The 17,415-nt window shown below is 72.5% G+C and carries 18 protein-coding genes; 8 read left to right on the forward strand and 10 right to left on the reverse strand.

Annotated elements, in window-relative coordinates; translation table 11 throughout:
* Positions 1–13: 13 nt before the first annotated feature.
* Complete coding sequence (locus ACFYPH_RS23145; RefSeq protein WP_354861521.1) at positions 14–214, forward strand: hypothetical protein; 201 nt, start codon at positions 14–16, stop codon at positions 212–214.
* A gap of 106 nt (positions 215–320) precedes the next feature.
* Here the strand turns inward: ACFYPH_RS23145 and ACFYPH_RS23150 are convergent, their stop codons facing one another.
* From ACFYPH_RS23150 to ACFYPH_RS23165, 4 genes are read right to left on the reverse strand one after another with little or no spacing between them, the layout of a single operon-like run.
* Positions 321–779, reverse strand: a complete 459-nt coding sequence (locus ACFYPH_RS23150) for an Rrf2 family transcriptional regulator (RefSeq protein WP_354861522.1) — start codon at positions 777–779, stop codon at positions 321–323.
* 1 nt (position 780) lies between these two features.
* Positions 781–1,665, reverse strand: a complete 885-nt coding sequence (locus ACFYPH_RS23155; protein ID WP_355138124.1) for an ABC transporter permease — start codon at positions 1,663–1,665, stop codon at positions 781–783.
* Positions 1,655–2,434, reverse strand: a complete 780-nt coding sequence (locus ACFYPH_RS23160; protein ID WP_387184477.1) for an ABC transporter ATP-binding protein — start codon at positions 2,432–2,434, stop codon at positions 1,655–1,657. The genes ACFYPH_RS23155 and ACFYPH_RS23160 overlap by 11 nt, the downstream gene beginning before the upstream one ends.
* Positions 2,431–3,495, reverse strand: a complete 1,065-nt coding sequence (locus ACFYPH_RS23165) for an ABC transporter substrate-binding protein (protein WP_363939479.1) — start codon at positions 3,493–3,495, stop codon at positions 2,431–2,433. The genes ACFYPH_RS23160 and ACFYPH_RS23165 overlap by 4 nt, the downstream gene beginning before the upstream one ends.
* Positions 3,496–3,803: 308 nt before the next feature.
* Between ACFYPH_RS23165 and ACFYPH_RS23170 the strand changes: the two genes are divergently transcribed.
* The 3 genes from ACFYPH_RS23170 to nudC are packed head-to-tail and all read left to right on the forward strand — an operon-like array spanning position 3,804 to position 7,466.
* Positions 3,804–5,114 carry a pitrilysin family protein gene (locus tag ACFYPH_RS23170; protein WP_354861529.1) on the forward strand — a complete coding sequence of 437 codons (1,311 nt, stop codon included), beginning with the start codon at positions 3,804–3,806 and terminating at the stop codon, positions 5,112–5,114.
* A complete protein-coding gene (locus ACFYPH_RS23175; RefSeq protein WP_387184481.1) occupies positions 5,111–6,454 on the forward strand; it encodes a M16 family metallopeptidase in 1,344 nt (447 codons plus the stop codon). The genes ACFYPH_RS23170 and ACFYPH_RS23175 overlap by 4 nt, the downstream gene beginning before the upstream one ends.
* A gap of 52 nt (positions 6,455–6,506) precedes the next feature.
* Positions 6,507–7,466 carry an NAD(+) diphosphatase gene (gene nudC, locus ACFYPH_RS23180; RefSeq protein WP_355063705.1) on the forward strand — a complete coding sequence of 320 codons (960 nt, stop codon included), beginning with the start codon at positions 6,507–6,509 and terminating at the stop codon, positions 7,464–7,466.
* Between the two features lie 124 nt (positions 7,467–7,590).
* Here the strand turns inward: nudC and ACFYPH_RS23185 are convergent, their stop codons facing one another.
* The 3 genes from ACFYPH_RS23185 to ACFYPH_RS23195 form a co-directional block, all read right to left on the reverse strand.
* The gene (locus tag ACFYPH_RS23185; protein ID WP_354861533.1) at positions 7,591–7,866 is read right to left on the reverse strand and encodes a hypothetical protein; all 276 of its coding nucleotides are present in this window, start codon (positions 7,864–7,866) and stop codon (positions 7,591–7,593) included.
* 214 nt (positions 7,867–8,080) lie between these two features.
* Positions 8,081–8,320, reverse strand: a complete 240-nt coding sequence (locus ACFYPH_RS23190) for a DUF397 domain-containing protein (RefSeq protein WP_354861535.1) — start codon at positions 8,318–8,320, stop codon at positions 8,081–8,083.
* A 74-nt stretch (positions 8,321–8,394) separates the two neighbouring features.
* Positions 8,395–9,375 carry a helix-turn-helix transcriptional regulator gene (locus tag ACFYPH_RS23195; RefSeq protein ID WP_354861536.1) on the reverse strand — a complete coding sequence of 327 codons (981 nt, stop codon included), beginning with the start codon at positions 9,373–9,375 and terminating at the stop codon, positions 8,395–8,397.
* Positions 9,376–9,590: 215 nt separating this feature from the next.
* On the opposite strand from ACFYPH_RS23195, the gene ACFYPH_RS23200 reads away from it, so the two are divergent.
* Positions 9,591–10,889: an MFS transporter gene (locus tag ACFYPH_RS23200; protein WP_355063703.1), complete on the forward strand. Its 1,299-nt coding sequence runs from the start codon at positions 9,591–9,593 to the stop codon at positions 10,887–10,889.
* 94 nt (positions 10,890–10,983) lie between these two features.
* Here ACFYPH_RS23200 and ACFYPH_RS23205 read toward each other — a convergent pair whose 3' ends face one another.
* The gene (locus tag ACFYPH_RS23205) at positions 10,984–11,226 is read right to left on the reverse strand and encodes a mycoredoxin (protein ID WP_355063701.1); all 243 of its coding nucleotides are present in this window, start codon (positions 11,224–11,226) and stop codon (positions 10,984–10,986) included.
* A gap of 93 nt (positions 11,227–11,319) precedes the next feature.
* Between ACFYPH_RS23205 and ACFYPH_RS23210 the strand changes: the two genes are divergently transcribed.
* The 3 genes from ACFYPH_RS23210 (at position 11,320) to ACFYPH_RS23220 (ending at position 14,354) form a co-directional block, all read left to right on the forward strand.
* Positions 11,320–13,485: an ATP-dependent DNA helicase UvrD2 gene (locus ACFYPH_RS23210; protein WP_355063699.1), complete on the forward strand. Its 2,166-nt coding sequence runs from the start codon at positions 11,320–11,322 to the stop codon at positions 13,483–13,485.
* 122 nt (positions 13,486–13,607) lie between these two features.
* Positions 13,608–13,859, forward strand: coding sequence for a hypothetical protein (locus tag ACFYPH_RS23215; protein ID WP_354861542.1), 252 nt, complete (start codon positions 13,608–13,610; stop codon positions 13,857–13,859).
* 129 nt (positions 13,860–13,988) lie between these two features.
* The gene (locus ACFYPH_RS23220; protein ID WP_354861543.1) at positions 13,989–14,354 is read left to right on the forward strand and encodes a WhiB family transcriptional regulator; all 366 of its coding nucleotides are present in this window, start codon (positions 13,989–13,991) and stop codon (positions 14,352–14,354) included.
* Positions 14,355–14,647: 293 nt separating this feature from the next.
* Here ACFYPH_RS23220 and ACFYPH_RS23225 read toward each other — a convergent pair whose 3' ends face one another.
* Both ACFYPH_RS23225 and ACFYPH_RS23230 read right to left on the reverse strand, forming a co-directional pair.
* Positions 14,648–15,994 (reverse strand): AarF/ABC1/UbiB kinase family protein, encoded by a 1,347-nt coding sequence (locus ACFYPH_RS23225; protein ID WP_354861544.1) that lies wholly within the window; start codon positions 15,992–15,994, stop codon positions 14,648–14,650.
* Positions 15,991–17,103: a hypothetical protein gene (locus ACFYPH_RS23230; RefSeq protein WP_354861546.1), complete on the reverse strand. Its 1,113-nt coding sequence runs from the start codon at positions 17,101–17,103 to the stop codon at positions 15,991–15,993. The genes ACFYPH_RS23225 and ACFYPH_RS23230 overlap by 4 nt, the downstream gene beginning before the upstream one ends.
* Positions 17,104–17,415 lie beyond the last annotated feature (312 nt).

Here is a 17,415-nt window from a genome sequence, read left to right on the forward strand (position 1 = left end):
GGGAGGGGTGACCATGGCGGGCGAAGCCGGCTCGGGGGCGCTGCGCGAACTGATCCTGGTGGCCGCGGTCGGGCTCGCCGGGTTGCTGCTCGCTATGGTCGCGGCCTTCGCGCCCTGGCATGCCACCCCGGCGGACAATGCTCCCGCCGGTCTGGTGGAGCTGCGCAGTCCCGGCGATCCGGGCCCCGGCCCGACGGTCGAGCACCGGGGTTGAGCAGCGACCGGCCGACCGGTGCCGGCGGAGGGGCAGGCCCGGTCAGGATCGGTACGAGGTGTGGTCGGGTCGGCGGGGCACCGACCCGACCACGCCGCCCCGGTGGTCAGGACGTCGTGGACGCCCGGTCGGTCGGGGTGCGGCTGAGCAGATCGGCGAGGCTGGTGCTGTCGACGACGGTGGCGATCGCCCCGTGCACCGCCAGCCAGACGTCGGTGAGCCCGGCAGCCACCCCGTGGTAGCCGGCGCGTTCGGCCGGCAGTCCGCGTACGGTGGTCAGCGAGCCGCCGACCGCGCGCAGCACATCCCCGACGGTGATCTCCTCAGGTGGCCGGGTCAGCGCGTATCCGCCCTCGGCGCCCCGATGGCTGTGCAGCAGACCGGCCCGGCGCAGGTCGAGCAGGATGCCCTGCAGGAAGCTGAGCGGGATCTCCTGCACCTCGGCCAGGCTGCCGGCCTTCACCAGCTCGCCCGCGCCACCACCGCCCGCGTCGCCGCCGCGTACGGCGGCGGTGACGGCGAGCATCGCCCGGAGCGCGTAGTCGCTGCGCGCGGAGACGTACACGTCACTGACCAGCCTGGTCCAGTACGCCCCAGCGACGGCGGATCGCCTTGTCGGCCGCGCCGAACGCCGCGTCCACGACCAGGCCCAGCACCAGGATGACGATCATCGTGGAGAGCAGCCACGGCGCGTCGGACAGCTCCCGCGAGTAGGTGAGCTGGGCGCCCAGCGAGGTCTGCGAGATGCCGACGACGATCAGCTCGCCGGCCATCAGACTCCGCCAGGAGAACGCCCAACCCTGCTTGAGGCCCGCGACGATCGCCGGCAGGGCGGCCGGCGCGATCACGTACCGGTAGAGGTTGAGCCCCCGCGCGCCCAGGTTGCGACCGGCGCGCAGCAGCAGCGGTGGCACGTAGTCCACACCGGAGATCACCCCGTTGGCGATGGACGGCGCGGCGCCGAGCACCACCACGAAGAAGATCGCCTTCTCGCTCAGCTCGAACAGCAGGATGGCCAGCGGGAACCAGGCGATCGACGGCATGGTCTGCAACGCGGTGATCATCGAGCCGATGGCGGCCCGCAGCACCGTGGAGCGGGCCACCGCCAGGCCCAGCAGCAGGCCGACCGCGACCGAGAAGACATAGCCGACGGCGGCCCGCCGCAGCGTGGTGGCCAGGCCCTCCCAGAGCTGCGGACCCTGGGCCTGGGTCACCAGCTCGCGACCGACGACCAGCGGGCCGGGCAGGGAGTACGGCGGCTTCCAGCCCGACCAGACCACCACCTGCCAGGCCACGATGACGATGGCCAGCGCGGCCAGCTTGGGCCAGGTGGCCGCCCAGAGCCGGGTGCCGCGGGACACCTCCTTATCCCGACCGGCGATCTCCAGCGCGTCCAGGCCGGAGATCTCCGCGTCGCTGCGCGCCGTGCTGGTGAGGGTGTCACTGGCCATGGCGGCCCACCTCCGTACGGAGCCGTTCGGTGACCTCGGCGGCGATCGCGGCGACCTCGGGCGAGTCGATCCGCCGTGGCCGTGGGATGTCCACCTCGGTGGAGTAGATGATCCGGCCGGGGCGGCTGGAGAGCAGGATGATCCGGTCGGCCAGCCGGGCGGCCTCGCGGACGTTGTGCGTGACGAAGAGCACCGAGAGCCGGCGCTCGGACCAGATCCGTTCCAGCTCGTCGTGCAGGATGTCGCGGGTCATGGCGTCCAGCGCGCCGAACGGCTCGTCCATCAGCAGCACCGGCGTGTCCAGGGCCAGCGTGCGGGCCAGCGCGACCCGCTGACGCATGCCGCCGGACAGTTCGTGTGGCCGCTTGCGACCGAACTCGGCCAGGTGCACCGTGCGCAGCAGGTCGGCCACCCGTTCGCGGCGCTCGGCGCGGGGCAGCCCGCGCAGCTTCAGCGGCACCTCGACGTTCGCGTCGACCGTCAGCCAGGGGAAGAGCGCCGGCTCCTGGAACATCAGCCCCGGATTGGCGCCGCCGACGATGCCGATCTGCCCGCCGCTGGGCCGGTCCAGGCCGGCGACCAGGTTGAGCAGGGTGCTCTTGCCGCAGCCGGACGCGCCGACGAGGCAGACGAACTCGCCCGGCGCCACGTCCAGGGAGACCCCGTCCAGGGCCAGTACGGCGCTCGGCCCGCGTCCGTACACCTTGGTCACGCCGGAGAGCGCGACCGCGGTGGTCGCGCTCTGCGGCGTCGTCGTGGTCGACGTCATGGCTGGACGACCTCGGGCTTGCCCTGCGCCTTGAGCGCCTTGTTGAGGTACGTGAGGTCGTACAGGCCCTTGAGGTCCACCGGATCGGTCAGCTTGACCTCGACGGCGTGGTCGAGCCCGGCCTTGAGCGAGGTGGGGATCGGGTCGTTGGTGAACTCCAACGTCGGCCACGCCTGCTTGATCAGCTTGAGGTCCAGCGGCTTGCCGGTGATCTTGCCGATGGCGTCGGAGATGGCCTGCTGGGCCTCGTCCGGCTTGGTGTTGACGAACTCGTTCGCGGCCACCTGGCCGTCGACCAGCTTCTGCACCACGTCCGGGTGTGCCTTGAGGAACTTCGTGCTGACCAGCAGGTTGGTGATGACGAACTTCTTGTCCGGCCACAGGTCGCGCTCGTCGACGAGCACCTTGCCGCCGGCGTTGACCAGCCGGGAGACGAACGGCTCGGGCACCCAGGCGGCGTCGATCGCGCCGCTGTTGAAGGTCTCCACCGTCTGGGCGTTCTCCTGCGGCACGATCTTGACGTCGCCGCCACCCTCCTTGGTGGTGGTCAGCCCCTGCTGCTTGAGCCAGTAGCGGACCGCCACGTCCTGGGTGTTGCCGAGCTGCGGGGTGGCGACCTTCTTGCCCTTGAGGTCCTGCGGGCCGTTGATGCCCGGCTTGACCACCAGCGCCACGCCTCCGGAGGCGGCGCCGGAGACGACCCGGACGGCCTCGCCCTTGGACTTGGAGAACGCGTTCACGGTGGGGTTCGGGCCGATGTAGGTCGCGTCCAGCGCGCCGGAGAAGACGGCCTCGATGGCGGCCGGGCCGGCGTTGAAGGTCTTCGGTTCGAGCTTGACGTCGGCACCGAGCTTCTCGGCGAAGATGCCCTTCTCCACGCCGACGACGGCCGGCGCGTGGGTGATGTTGGGGAAGTAGCCGAGCCGCAGGGTCACCGGGCCGGAACTGTCTCCCGTGCCCTCGCTGTCGTCGCCGCACGCGGCGGTGCTGCCCAGGGTCGCCGCGCCGAGGGCGGCGAGGGTGGTCAGGGTGACCAACCGGCGCAGGGGGAGCCGTCTCATCGTCCATCCAATCCGCAGTATTCCTACTTAGTTGGTAGGAAGAGTGGGTCAGGCCGGGGTCAGCGTCAAGACCCATCCACATGCCGGGAAGGGGCGTCTCAGTTATGTCGGTATTTCCTACCGTCTTGCTAGGCCAATCGCGCGACACGGATTGTCGTACGTCGACGGGTTCGTCCGCTCCGGCTGGTCGCGCCGCGGGGAGGCCGAGCGGGTCGGCGCCGAGGTCCCGCCCCGGCTGGCCAACCCGGTGGCGGTGGCTCCGTGGAGGTCGCCGGTGGCGGGGATGCCGACGCGCTAGGGTCGATCCCGTGGCGGCGCGGAGATCCAGAATTCCAGCGACGAAGTATCCGGTCGAGCGGTTCACCCTCGACAACGGCCTGCGGGTGGTCCTGACCCCCGATCGCAGTGCCCCGGTGATCGGGGTGGCGGTGGTCTACGACGTCGGCATCCGCTCCGAGCCGGAGGGGCGTACGGGCTTCGCCCACCTCTTCGAGCACCTGATGTTCCAGGGCTCCGAGAACCTCGAGAAACTGGCCCACTTCCGACACGTGCAGGGTGCCGGCGGCACGTTCAACGGCTCCACCCACCTGGACTACACCGACTACTTCGAGACGCTGCCGAGCAACGCGCTGGAGCGCGCGCTGTTCCTGGAGGCGGACCGGATGCGCGGGCCCCGGCTGACCGAGGAGAACCTGCGCAACCAGGTCGACGTGGTCAAGGAGGAGATCCGGGTCAACGTGCTCAGCCGGCCGTACGGCGGCTTTCCCTGGCTGACCCTGCCCCCGGTCATGTTCGACACGTTCCCGAACGCGCACGACGGCTACGGCTCGTTCGACGACCTGGAGTCGGCCACCGTCGCCGACGCCGCCGACTTCTTCCGCCGCTACTACGCCAGCGGCAACGCGGTGCTCGCCGTCAGCGGCGACATCGACGTGGCCGAGGCGACCGAGCTGGTCACCCGGCACTTCGGCGACGTCCCGGCCCGTCCCGCGCCGCGGCGGCCCGACTTCACCGAGCCCGACCTGACCGCCGAGCGGCGCAGCTCGTACACCGACGCCCTGGCGCCGTTGCCGGCGGTGGCCGGCGCGTGGCGGGTGCCCGACCCGGTCGGCGACTTCGCCAACTACCTGCCGTACGTGGTGCTGGCCGAGGTGCTCACCGACGGCGACGCGTCCCGGCTGGTCGAACGACTGGTCCAGCGCGACCGCACGGTGACCAGCCTCGGCGGCTACCTCGGCTTCATGGGCGACCCGTTCGACGTCCGCGACCCCACCGCGCTGCTGCTCCAGGCGCATCTGCCACCGGGCGGCGACGTGGACAAGGTGCTGCGCACCGTCGACGAGGAACTGGACCGGCTGGCCACCGACGGGCTGACCGACGGCGAGCTGGCCCGCACCCAGGCCCGGATGGCCACCCACCTGCTGCGCGACACCGACGCGGTGCTCGGCCGGGCGCTGCGGATGGCGGTCCTGGAACAGCAACGCGGCGAGCCGGGCCTGCTCAACGACCTGCCCCGACTGGTCGGCGACGTCACCGAGGAGCAGGTCCGGGCCGCCGCGGCCACCCTGCGCCCGGAGCGCCGCGCCGCGGTCGAGGTCATCCCCGGAGGTGCCCGATGACCACCACCGCCACCGCCGGGCCGCGTACGCTGCCCCCGCTCGGCCCCACCCACAAGCTCAAGGTGCCCAAGCAGGCCGAGCGCACGCTGCGCAACGGGCTCACCGTGATCGCCGTACGCCGGCCGGCGGTGCCCCTGGTCGAGCTGCGGCTCTGGGTACCGTTCGGCCGCGCCCACCTCGCGCGCGGCGCGATGCTCTCGCAGACCATGCTCTCCGGCACCGAGTCGATGACCAGCGTGCAGTTGGCCGCCGAGCTGCAGAAGGTGGGCGGCGGGCTGTCCGCGGGCGTCGACCCGGACCGGCTGATGCTCTCCGGCGCCGGCCTGGTCACCGGCCTGGACCGGATGCTGGAGCTGCTGGCCGAGGTGCTGACCGGCGCCAGCTACCCCAGCGACGAGGTGGCCGCCGAGCGGGACCGGCTGATCGACCGGATCCAGGTTGCCCAGAGCCAGCCGGCGCACCTGGCCCGGGAGGCGCTGCTGAAGCGGATCTACGGGCGACACCCGTACGCCACGCAGACCCCGGAGCCGGGCCAGATCCGTGCCGTCCGACCGGCGGCCCTGCGCAGCCTGCACGCCGAGCGGGTGCACCCCGCCGGGGCGCAGCTGGTGGTGGTCGGCGACGTGCAGCCGGAGAAGGCCCTGGACGCGGTCGAGCGGGCGCTCGGTGGGTGGGCCGGCGCCGGGCGTACGGCCACCCTGCCGGCCACCCCGCCGCTGGAGCCAGGGCCGCTGCTGCTTGTCGACCGACCCGGCTCGGTGCAGTCCTCGCTGCGGGTCGCGCTGCCCGCCGTGCCGCGCACCGACCCCGACCACGCGCCGCTGCAACTGGCCAACCTGATCTTCGGGGGCTACTTCTCGTCCCGCTGGGTGGAGAACATCCGCGAGGACAAGGGCTACACGTACGGCCCGCACTCGGTGATCGAGCACTCGGTGGCCGGGTCGGTTCTGGTCGCCGGCGCCGAGGTGGCCACCGAGGTCACCGGCCCGGCGCTGCTGGAGACCACGTACGAGCTGGGCCGGCTGGCGTCGCTGCCGCCGAAGCCGGAGGAGTTGGAGCAGGCCCGCCAGTACGCCCTGGGCACCCTCCAGCTCGGCATGTCCACCCAGGCCGGTCTGGCCGCGCTGACCAGCGCGTACGCCGGGAACGGGCTGCGGCTGGAGTTCCTCGCGGAGTACGCGGCCCGCCTGGCGCAGGCGACCGTCGACGACGTGGCGCGGGCTGCCGCCCACTACCTCGCGCCCGCCCGGGCGGCGGTGGTCGTGCTCGGCGACGCCGAGCGGATCACCCCCGGGCTGGCCGCGCTGACGCCGGTCCGCACCGAACCGGTGCAGCCGTGAGGCACCGCCACGGCCCGTCGGTCCGGGTGTCCGCCAGCGGCGGAGCGCTGACGTGAGCGGGGAGACGGCGCCGCCGCTGGCGCGGTCCACGCTGGATCGCGCCGCGCATCGGCGGGGCGACGCGCAGTGGCTGACCGAGGCGTGGCTGCGCGGCCGGATCCTGCTGCTCGACTCGACCAACGACGGGCGGACGCTCGCCCGTACCGACGTGTCGCCTCCCGCGCTGGTGCTGTTCGGCGCGGCCGACGTGCCGGCCGGCGCCGAGTCGACGGCGATGTTCCTCGGTGTCGAGCCGGACGGGGTGCCGGTCTTCGCGCTCGACACGCCGCTGCCGACGGTGCCGGGCACCCGGGCGGTCAACCTGCGGGAGGTGGGCCACCTGCTCGGGGATCGGGAGGCCGGCATCTTCACCACGGCGCTCGCGCTGCTCAACTGGCACACCCGGCACGGCTACTCGACGGCGACCGGCGCGCCGACCGTGATGGACGAGGCCGGCTGGTCCCGGGTGGATCGCAACGGTGCGCGGATCTGGCCGCGTACCGACCCGGCGATGATCGTGCTGGTGCACGACGGCGTCGACGGTCCCGAGGGCCGCTGCCTGCTCGGCAACAACGCCGGCTGGCCGGGCACCCCGGGTGGTCGGCGCTACTCCTGCCTGGCCGGATACGTCGAGCCGGGGGAGTCCGCGGAGGCCGCCGTGCTGCGCGAGGTCCGCGAGGAGGTGGGCATCTCCGTCGAGCGGATCAGGTACGTCGGCAGCCAGGCCTGGCCGTTCCCGGGCTCGCTGATGCTGGGCTTCCTGGCCACCGCCGACCCGGCGGATCCGGTGCAGGTCGACCCGTCCGAGATCGCGTACGCCAGGTGGTTCAGCCGCGAGGAGATCGGGGCCGCGTGTGCGGGAAGGGCCGTGGACGTGGGGGACGGGGCTCGGCTGATCCTGCCGCCGCCGTCGTCGATCGCGTTGTTCCTCATCCATCGCTGGCTGGACGGCTGGGTGGACGCCGACCACTGAGCACGGTCCCGGCCCGTGGCCGCCGTTGCCGCGGCGGTCACGGGCCGGGAACACGGGCCGTCGTGGTCGGTGGGAGCGATGGACGCGGCGGGGGAGCCGAGCCGACCACGACGGACGTCTGGGGTCAGGTGCCGGTGCGGCCGGGTCTGCGCCGGAAGACGGGCAGCGGCTCGCCGAGTGGCAGGACCTTGACCCGTTGCTTGCCGGCTCGCACCGCGCCGACCGTCGACAGGGCCCGGGCCAGCAGCAGCGCGGCGTCCCGGTCCTCGGCGTGCACGGTCTGCCGGCGCGGTTCCGGCGTGGTCGTCTCGTCGCGGAGGCCATGGCCGTCCGCCCAGGCGGCGGCGATGTCCCCGTCGGCGACGGTGCGGATGTCGGTGCGAACGATCAGGAACCGCATAAGGGTCTCCGGATGAACCGCGACGAATGAGCCAGTGTGGAAGTTCCACGTTCTCGTGGGTCATGTTACGCCCCGTGTTCATCCCAGCAAGTGAAACGCGCCTATTGTTTCCGAGCCTCGTCCGATCGGCGGATGCCTGGTCAGCGGGGTTGCCGCCGAACATGGCGACGGGGCCGCCGGCACCATGCCAACGGCCCCGCCCCGGTCAGGAGGATCAGTTCAGATCGAACTGGCCCGTCTTGGCCCCGGCGATGAAACCGAGCCACCCGGCCCGGTTGAACAGCAGCACCGGGCCGCCCCGGTCCTTGCTGTCGCGCAGCGCGACAGCCGACGGGCCGGTGCCCAGGGGGGCGACCTCCACGCAGTTGGAGGTCTGGCTGCGGGTGCTGGTACGCCACGGGGCGTCCGCCAACGAGCTGGCGGAGACGGACGGCGTGTTGTGGATGTCGTTCATGGCTCTGCTCCTGATGTGAACCGATCCGATGGGACGAGTGGTGCCGCACGCCCCGACGGAGGGTCCCCCGTGGATCACCGATCCGTCAGTCGCCCCGAGGCCCGGCGGCGTTGGGTCGGCGCCGTTGCCGGCCCGAACGCCACTGTGGATGGGGGCGTCGCCCCGGTCAGCCGTCCCGTCGCCTCGATCAGCCAGGAGAGGGTGTCCGAGGCGTCTAGTGCCGCCGTGCATAGCCACTCGAACACCACTTTATAGCGATTTAGCGTGATTGCCTCGGTCGACATGACGTCGGTGAACCCCCCTTCGATGGCCAATGTCTCCGGATCGAGCGGATCGGCGAACCGATAGAGGGAGAAGGCGGTCGGCGGAAGGTACCAATCGCCGATCTGGGTGTCCCGCAGAAGCAGGTGCAGAGTCACGTTGGGCAGCAGGGCAAGCTCGCACAGCTGGTGCAGCTGCTCGTGCAGCACCTCGGGCGGGCCGGCCCGGCGGCCGAGGGCCGCCTCCTCCAGCACCGCGGTGTAGCTCGGCGCGTGCGGCTCGCGGGTCAGCAGCAACTGGCGGGCCAACCGGGCCTGCACCTCGGTCTCCGGCTCGTCGGTCGGCTCCGGTTCGCCGGCGCCCTCGCTCACCTGGCGGGCCGAGACGATCCGGACCTTCGCGTACCCGGCGGTCTGCAGCAGACCCGGCACCAGAACCGGGTTGTACTCGGAGATCTCCGCGCAGCCCGCCTCCAGCTCGGCCCAACTGCGCTGCTGCTGCGTCATCACCGGAAAGTTCTTCAACCAGCCGCGCATGTCGCCGGCCTCACCGGCAATGGCGAGCAACTCCTCGCGCGACGCGGTGTCGGCCCCGTAGAGGTCGAGCAGAACGCCGACATCCTGCGGGTCCGGTCGGCTGCGGCCGTTCTCCATGCGGGACAGTTTGGACGCGGACGCCCAACCGATCCGTTCGATAACCTGGTCACCGGTGAGGCCCGCGGCTTCGCGCAGGCTGCGCAGTTCGATGCCCAACCGTCGGCGACGCATGATCGGGCTGGGTGCGGCAGGAGGCACAGTGTCCTCTTTCCCGTCGACCGCCGCAGACGCGACGGTAACTGTATGAAATTCGCCCCCCACGGTCAGTATGGACGGCGCGACCGGCGTCGGAGGTTCCGGCGGGGGCGTGTCTTGTCGAAAAATGGACCACGGATACGCCGGACGACGACGGACCCCGGGTCCCAGCCCCGTCGACCGCCCAGCCGGGCACGCCATCCCGCCGGAGGGAACCCATGCGCACCGTCCTGCGCCGACCCGACTTCCGCCTGCTGTTCGGCGGCCTGCTGGCCAGCATGACCGCCGAGTCGATCCTGCTGCTCGCGCTCGCCATCTGGGTCAAGGACCTGACCGGCTCCAACGGGCTCGCCGGCGGCATCATCTTCGCCGTCATCGCCCCGATGACGTTGGCGCCGCTGGTCGGTTGGTTCGTCGACCGGTACCCGCGCCGGCCCTTCTTCGTGACCGCGAACGTGGTCACCGCGCTGCTGCTCGCTCCGTTGTTCACCGTCCGCGACGCGGGCGACGTCTGGCTCGTCTACCTGGTGGCGGCCCTCTACGGCCTGTCGTCCATCACGCTCGGCGCGGCGCTCAGCGGGTTGATCCGGCAGTTGGTGCCGGTGGAGCTGCTCGCGGAGGCGAACGGCGTGCTGCAGACCGTACGCCAGGGGCTGCGGCTGGTCGGCCCGCTGGCCGGCGCGGCGCTCTACGCGGCGCTCGGCGGGTGGGCGCTGGCCGGGATCGGCATGGTCGGCTTCGTGACCGCGGCCGCGGTGGTGACCGCGGTGCCGAGCCCGGCGCTCACGCCGCCGACCGTGCGGCTGCGGTGGCCCGCCGAGCTGGGCGCCGGCCTGCGGCATCTGACCGGTGAGCCGGCGCTGCGCCGGGCCCTGCTCGGCTACGGGCTCGGATCGCTGGTGATGGGTTTCAGCGAATCGCTCATCTTCGCCTACGTCGACCAGGGGTTGGATCGGGACGCCGCCTTCGTGGGCGTGCTGGTCATGGTGCAGGGCGTCGGCGGGCTGTTCGGTGGGCTCTGCTCACCGGCGCTGGTCCGCCGACTCGGTGAGATCGGCACGCTGGCCGCCGGGGTGGCCTTCTTCTCGCCGGCCGCGCTCGCGCTCGCGTACCCCGATCTGCGGCTCGGGATCGTGGCGGTGCTGCTGGCCGGCGTCTCGCTGCCGTTGACGATGGTGGGCCTGCACACGCTGATCCAGCGACGTACGCCGCCCGGGCTGGTCGGACGGGTCGCGGCGGCCACCCAGGCGCTGGTCAGCGGCCCGCAGGCGCTCTCCATCGGCGCCGGTGCCCTGCTGGTCGGCGTCCTGGACTACCGGGCTTTGTTCCTGCTGGTCGGGGTGGCCACGCTGGCCGCCGGCGTCTACCTCTGGCGGGGCCGGCACCTGAGCGCGCCGGCCGGCGGCCGTGGGCCCACACCGCCGACCCGCCCGACCCTCCCCTCCCCGCGCCGCCCGGTCGACGCCGACATCGACGCGCCGGTGGCCACCGGACCCCGGCGACCGCCCCGGCGGTGACGAAGGTCGGACACGACGAACGGTGACGGATGTCGGACACGACGAACGGCCGCCCGGATCCGGGCGGCCGTTCGTCGAGAGGTGACCCGGCCGGTCAGGCGCTGAGGGTCGCCAGGTGCTGCTTGACCTGCGTGATCGAGGGGTTGGTCAGGGCGCTGCCGTCGGCGAAGCGCAGCGTCGGCACCGTCTGGTTGCCGCCGTTGACGCTCATCACGAACTCCGCGGCCTCCGGATCCCGCTCGATGTCGACCACCTCGTACCCGATGCCCTCCCGGTCGAGCTGCGACTTCAGCCGGTGGCAGTAGCCGCACCAGGGGGTGGAATACATCGTCAGCATGGTCGGATCCTCCAACTCCTCTGACCGCCGGCTTGCGGATCAAGCCGAGGCTGTCCGCTACAACGTCCGGCGGAGCTGAGATGATTCCTGGTTGTGGTGGTTCACTCAGCGTCGGAAGGCGTACTTGCCGGGCTGGACCCGGAGCAGCGCTCCGCGGTGACCGCACCCGCCGGCCCGGTCTGCATCCTCGCCGGCGCCGGCACCGGCAAGACCCGCGCGATCACCTCCCGGATCGCCCACCGGGCGCTCTCCGGGGAGATCTCCCCCCGGCACGTGCTCGCCGTCACCTTCACCGCCCGAGCCGCCGCCGAGATGCGACACCGTCTCACTCTGCTCGGGGCGCACGGGGTCCAGGCGCGGACATTCCACTCCGCCGCGCTGCGGCAGGTGCGCTACTTCGCTCCCCGACTGCTGGCCGGCCGGGCCATGCCCGAGCTGCTGGACAGCAAGGTGCGGCTGGTCACCCTCGCCGCCGCCCGGGTCGGCCTGCGTACCGACCGGGCCGCCGCGCGGGACCTGGCCGGCGAGATCGAGTGGGCCAAGTCGTCGCTGGTCGAGCCGGGGGACTACGTGGTGTCGGCGGCCCGGGCACTGCGGGACACACCGCACGAACCGGCGAAGGTGGCCGAGGTGTTCACCGCGTACGAGCAGCTCAAGCGCTCCAACGGGGTGATCGACTTCGAGGACATGCTGCGCGCCGCGGTGTGGGGCATCGAGGAGCACCGGGACGTCGCCGAGCAGGTCCGCGGTCAGTACCGGCACTTCGTGGTCGACGAGTACCAGGACGTCAACCCGCTCCAGCAGCGGTTGCTGGACGCCTGGCTGGGCGGCCGGGACGACCTGACCGTGGTCGGCGACGCCAGCCAGACGATCTACTCGTTCACCGGGGCGACCTCGTCGTACCTGGTCGACTTTCCGCGCCGGCACCGCAACGCCACAGTGGTCCGGCTGGTCCGCGACTACCGCTCCACCCCGCAGGTCGTCGGGCTGGCCAACGCGGTGATCTCCCAGGCCCGCGGCGCCGAGGCGCGGCTGCGGTTGGAGTTGAGCGGGCAGCGCCCCCCGGGACCGGAACCCGACCTGCGGATCTTCACCGACGAGCCGGCCGAGGCGAACGCGGTGGCCGCGCGCTGCCGGTCACTGATCGACGCGGGCACCCCGGCGAAGGAGATCGCCGTGCTGTTCCGCGTCAACGCGCAGTCCGAAGCGTACGAGAAGGCGCTCACCGAGGCCGCCGTGCCGTACGTGGTGCAGGGCGCGGAGCGGTTCTTCGAGCGGACCGAGGTGCGCCAGGCGATGGTCGCCCTGCGGTCGGCCACCCGCTCGATCCCCGGGGAGACCCCGTTGCCGACCGCCGTGGTCGAGGCGCTCACCGCGGTCGGCTGGGCCCCGGACGCGCCCCCGGCCGGTGGCGCCGCCCGCGAGCGCTGGGAGGCCCTGTCCGCGCTGGTCCAGCTCGCCGAGGAGTACGCGGCCACCCCCGAGGTGGTGCCGATCGGCGAGGCGGCGTCGGTGGAGCGCCCGGTCACCCTCACCGACTTCACCGAGGAACTGGCCCGCCGGGCCGCCCAGCAGCACGTGCCGACGGTGGACGGGGTCACGCTGGCGTCGCTGCACTCGGCCAAGGGGCTGGAGTGGGACGCGGTCTTCCTGGTCGGCCTCGCCGAGGGCACCCTGCCCACCACGTACGCCAAGACCGTCGAGCAGGTCGAGGAGGAGCGCCGGCTGCTCTACGTCGGCATCACCCGCGCGCGGCAGTGGCTCTGGCTGTCGTACGCCGCCGCGCGCTCGTCGGGCGGCCGTGCCCGGCGGCCGTCGCGGTTCCTGCCCCAGCTGGACCGCTCCGGCGGCACCGAGCGGGCGGGCGCCTCCACCGGTCCCGCGCGCCGCCCCGAACGGCGCCGGACGCAGATCGTGTCCTGTCGGATCTGCGGCGCGACCCTGCTCGCCGGCCCCGACCGCAAACTGGGTCGGTGCCCCACCTGTCCCTCCGACATCGACGATGAGCTGCACGAACGCCTGCGCGAGTGGCGGCAGCGGGTGGCCGGCGCGCAGAAGGTCCCGGCGTACGTGGTGTTCACCGACGCCACGTTGACCGCGCTGGCCGAGCGGCGTCCCGGCCGGCCGGAAGAGTTGATCGCCATCGCCGGCATCGGGCCCCGCAAACTGGGCCTCTACGGGGAGTCGGTGCTGGCGCTCGTGCAGGGCGCGGGGGTGGACGACGTCTGCCCGGAGAAAACTTTCGAAATCTCGTCGTAAATTCGTTTGCCCTCGCCCCCGGGCGAGGAATAGCCTCAGAACACACCACGCGAGCGGCGCCATTCCGGCTGCTCACGGGGGTTGGTCCAGTCGATTCGAGGAACGTGAGGGAGGTGGCCACCGTGGAGATCTTCACCTATGAGCGTCTGACGGCGATGCCGTCTGTCCCCGCTCCGCTGTCGGCTGTCTGGGTGGCCCTTGCGGCCGCACGACCGTCGGTTCCGCAGGTGCACCAGGTTCAGGCCGAGCTGAACTTGACCGTTGCGCCGATCGCCGGAGTCGAGGGGACCAGTGGCTTCACGGGCATGGGCATCGATGGCGCCAAGAAGCGCACGGATGTCCGCGGCGTTCCACCTCGAGGTAGACCGGTCTGATCCTCAGACACCGGCTCACCTCGAGGCCGCGGAACCCGCTACCGGGATCCGCGGCCTCAGTTTTTTGCCCCGCCGAAGTACGTCGGAATGCGATCCACGAGATCGAAGTGAGAGAGAGGTGACCGGGAGATGAGTCTGGCGTTGGCCCCCCTCGATGTGAGCGTCGAGCTGGAGGCGAACCTGCCCTGCCGGAAGTTCGACCCCGACCTGTGGTTCTCCGACTCGCCTGCCGAGCTCGAGCTGGCCAAGTCGCTCTGCGGGGACTGCCCGCTGCGCGTCGAGTGCCTGGCCGGGGCGGTGGAGCGAGCGGAGCCGTGGGGCGTCTGGGGCGGCGAGATCTTCGAGCGTGGCGCGGTCGTCCCGCGCAAGCGGCCCCGTGGCCGTCCGCGCAAGGAGGACGTCGCTCGTGACGCGGAGCTCCGGGTCGAGGCCGAGGCGCGCCTGGCAGCCACTGGGCTGTCCGAGGTGCGTGGCGCGGTCCGGCTGGCAGCCTGACATGTTCCCGACCCGTACCAACTACGCCGGTGGCACACCGGCAGTGAGTGAGAAAACGATGTTGAACGTTCCGAGTGGAGCCTTCGAGATGCAACTACTCCACGAAGCGTTGACCAGGGCTCGAATGCGCCGGCCTCAGGCCGGTCGTACCACCACGAGCACTGAGGCAACCCGATCCGCCCGTACCGTCGCCATGAACGGCCGCAACCAGTCGGCGCGCGACCTGGGCGTTCTCTAGTACCACCCCACGCAGAAGGGCGGGTGCCGACCGGCACCCGCCCTTCCTCACATCCTCAGGCGACCGGCGCGAAGCCCGGCAGCCAGCGCTCCAGGATGCTGCGGTACGGCGCCTTCGCCTCCAACTGGCAGAGCACCCCGATCGAGCCGAGCGTCACCCGGTGGATGAGCAGGTACGACGGGGGCAGGTTGAGCTTCCTGCTCAGCTGGTAGGTGGGGGAGCGAGGGCTGGCCAGCCGGGCCGCCTCGGCCCGTAGCCAGGCCCGGGTGAAGCGGAACCCGTCGGCCGCGATCGGCTCCAGCATCGGGCGGAGGAAGTCGAGGACACCCTCGGCGTCGATCTCGTCGGTGGAACCGATGAACCCCTCGTCCCGCAGTCCCGCCACCACCCCGTCCGCGTCGCCGCGCAGGGCCCGCCCGGCGATGCGGCCGATCGGCTCCGGCGTGCCCTCGGGCATCCGGGCCACCGCACCGAAGTCGATCACCCCGAGCCGGCCGTCAGCCAGCAGCCGGAAGTTTCCCGGGTGCGGGTCGGCGTGCAGAAGACCGGCCCGCTGGGGCGCGGAGAGGTGCAACGTGGCCATGAGCCGGCCGGCCTCGTCCCGCTGCTCCTCGGTGCCGTCGAAGATGATGTCTGCCAGCGGGGTGCCGGTCACCCATTCGGTGACCAGCACCCGGGGCGACGCGGAGACCACCTCCGGGATGAAGATCTCCGGATCGTCGGCGTACGCGGCGGCGAAGGTGCGCTGCGACTCGGCCTCGAGCTCGTAGTCCAGCTCCTCGGTGATCCGCTCACGCAGCTCGACGAGGAGCGGCTTGACGTCGAGGCCGGGCTGGATCGCCCGGAACATCCCGCCCAGCCGGGAGAGCTGCTTGAGGTCGGTGAGGAGCGCGTCACCGGCCCCCGGGTACTGGATCTTGACCGCCACGTCGCGGCTGTTCGGCTCGCCGGACGGGCCGTAACCCGGCTCGCGCCACCGAGCCCGGTGCACCTGCCCGATGCTGGCCGCCGCCGCCGGGGTGTCGTTGAACTCGACGAACCGGTCGCGCCAGTCGGGGCCGAGCTGCTCGGCGAGCACCTTCTGCACGCTCGCGGCCGGCAGCGGCGGCGCGGCCTCCTGAAGTTTGGTCAGTGCCTGCCGGTACGGTGCGGCGATCTCCTCCGGCAGGGCCGCCTCGAAGACCGACAACGCCTGGCCGAACTTCATCGCCCCGCCCTTGAGCTGGCCCAACACGCTGAACAACTGCTCGGCGGTGCGCTGCTGGATCTCCGCGGAGATCACGTCGGAGGCGAGCCCGGTGACACGCTTACCCATGCCGAGGACGGTCCGGCCGGCGAAGCCGAGCGGCAGAGCGGCGAGCTTGGCGGTCCGGGACACGGCCCGGCGCGGGATGTCGGTCACTTCGCCATTGTTACCGACCGGAGGGCTCCGCTGCTGCTGTGCGGCCGGGCTGGTGCATACACCCGAGTCGGCGAACACCCGCACGCCGGGTGCGGCGGCCAACCTCGGCGGCGGAACCGGCCCGCTCCGGTGATCTCCATGGCGCCGCCCAGTGTCTCGGGGTGGCCGCCGTCGAGGTGCGCCAGGGCCTCCGCCACCGCGTACCCGATGGCCGCGAGCAGGGTGCCGGTCGCGCCGGCGGCCACCGGCTCGGCCGTGGCGAGCTGGGCGGCGAGCCCCGGCCAGGCCGGGTCGCGGTCGGCGCGATGCAGCTCGACGCAGCGCAGACAGGGCCCGGCGGGTGGACGGACCAACGGCCCGATGACCGGTACGCCTTCGCGCAGGGTCACCAGCAGGTGCGGCTGACGGCGCTGGGCGAGACCGGCGGCGAGCAGCGCGGGCGGACGGTCCGTGCCGAGCTGGATCAGCAGATCCACCCGGACGGCCCGGACCGGGTGGGTGCCGGTGCCCGGCGCGACACGGTCGACCGCCGCCCGGATCGCCGGGGCCAGCGGCCGGCCCAGCTCGGTGGCGGGGATGCCCGTCCCGACCAGGTCGATCGGCCGCACCGAGCCGGTGACGTGCGGAATCACCTGTCCGACGCCGGCCTGGGCCAGCGCCACCGCCAGTGGCCCGCCGAGCGCACCGGCGCCGGTGAGCAGCACCCGGGCCGCCCGCCGGCGACGCAGAACCTGGGCGGGAGTGCCGGGCAGCCGAGCCGCGCCCAGGGCCAACGCTCCGGCCTCGGCGGCGAGCCGGGCCCGGACCGGCCCGGCCAGGTCGCGGGGGAGCAGGCTGTGCGCCGGCACCAGCAGACCCGCCGCGCGCAGGGCGTCCAGCAGCGTACGCGCGTCGTCGGTGGAGACCTGGGCCGCGAGCGCCTGGGTCAGCACGTCCCGTTCGCTGCGGGTGCCGTCCAGCAGATCGAGCAGGGCAGCGGTACGCGGGTTGGCCAGCTCCACCAGCACGGCGGGCCCCGGGCCGACACCGATCTGGAGGGTGTGCCGATCCCGCCAGAGCCGGCTGAGGCCGGGAAGGAGCGTGGGGCGGGGCAGCGCGGTACGACTCATGGTGACGAATCGTGACCGCTTCCCTGCGCTCGGTCGATCGTTGTCCACAGGTGGCCGGGGCTGTATCCAGCCTTGTCCACAGGATCTGGCGGGTTATCCACAGGCCACTGGGCGTTGTTGTCGGTCACCCGACAGCCTGGCCGACGTTCGCGGGGGCCCTTCTCCAGGACCGCGACGGGGGGGGGGGGGGGGGGGGGCCCCCCCCCCCCCCCCCCCCCCCCCCCCCCCCCCCCCACACACCCCAACCCCCCCCCACCCCCCCAACCCCCCCCCCACCCCCCCCCACCCCCCCCCCCCCCCCCCCCCACACGC

This window comes from Micromonospora sp. NPDC005252 (assembly GCF_042872475.1).
GTDB lineage: Bacteria > Actinomycetota > Actinomycetes > Mycobacteriales > Micromonosporaceae > Micromonospora.

What these genes read in the sequence shown, in the direction of transcription:
- ACFYPH_RS23190 (WP_354861535.1), bottom strand. Translation starts at nt 8,320, where the DNA reads ATGAACGACATCCACAACACGCCGTCCGTCTCCGCCAGCTCGTTGGCG.
- ACFYPH_RS23230 (WP_354861546.1), bottom strand. Translation starts at nt 17,103, where the DNA reads ATGAGTCGTACCGCGCTGCCCCGCCCCACGCTCCTTCCCGGCCTCAGC.
- ACFYPH_RS23155 (WP_355138124.1), bottom strand. Translation starts at nt 1,665, where the DNA reads ATGGCCAGTGACACCCTCACCAGCACGGCGCGCAGCGACGCGGAGATC.
- ACFYPH_RS23185 (WP_354861533.1), bottom strand. Translation starts at nt 7,866, where the DNA reads ATGCGGTTCCTGATCGTTCGCACCGACATCCGCACCGTCGCCGACGGG.
- ACFYPH_RS23165 (WP_363939479.1), bottom strand. Translation starts at nt 3,495, where the DNA reads ATGAGACGGCTCCCCCTGCGCCGGTTGGTCACCCTGACCACCCTCGCC.
- ACFYPH_RS23145 (WP_354861521.1), top strand. Translation starts at nt 14, where the DNA reads ATGGCGGGCGAAGCCGGCTCGGGGGCGCTGCGCGAACTGATCCTGGTG.
- ACFYPH_RS23160 (WP_387184477.1), bottom strand. Translation starts at nt 2,434, where the DNA reads ATGACGTCGACCACGACGACGCCGCAGAGCGCGACCACCGCGGTCGCG.
- ACFYPH_RS23205 (WP_355063701.1), bottom strand. Translation starts at nt 11,226, where the DNA reads ATGCTGACGATGTATTCCACCCCCTGGTGCGGCTACTGCCACCGGCTG.
- ACFYPH_RS23220 (WP_354861543.1), top strand. Translation starts at nt 13,989, where the DNA reads ATGAGTCTGGCGTTGGCCCCCCTCGATGTGAGCGTCGAGCTGGAGGCG.
- ACFYPH_RS23200 (WP_355063703.1), top strand. Translation starts at nt 9,591, where the DNA reads ATGCGCACCGTCCTGCGCCGACCCGACTTCCGCCTGCTGTTCGGCGGC.
- ACFYPH_RS23175 (WP_387184481.1), top strand. Translation starts at nt 5,111, where the DNA reads ATGACCACCACCGCCACCGCCGGGCCGCGTACGCTGCCCCCGCTCGGC.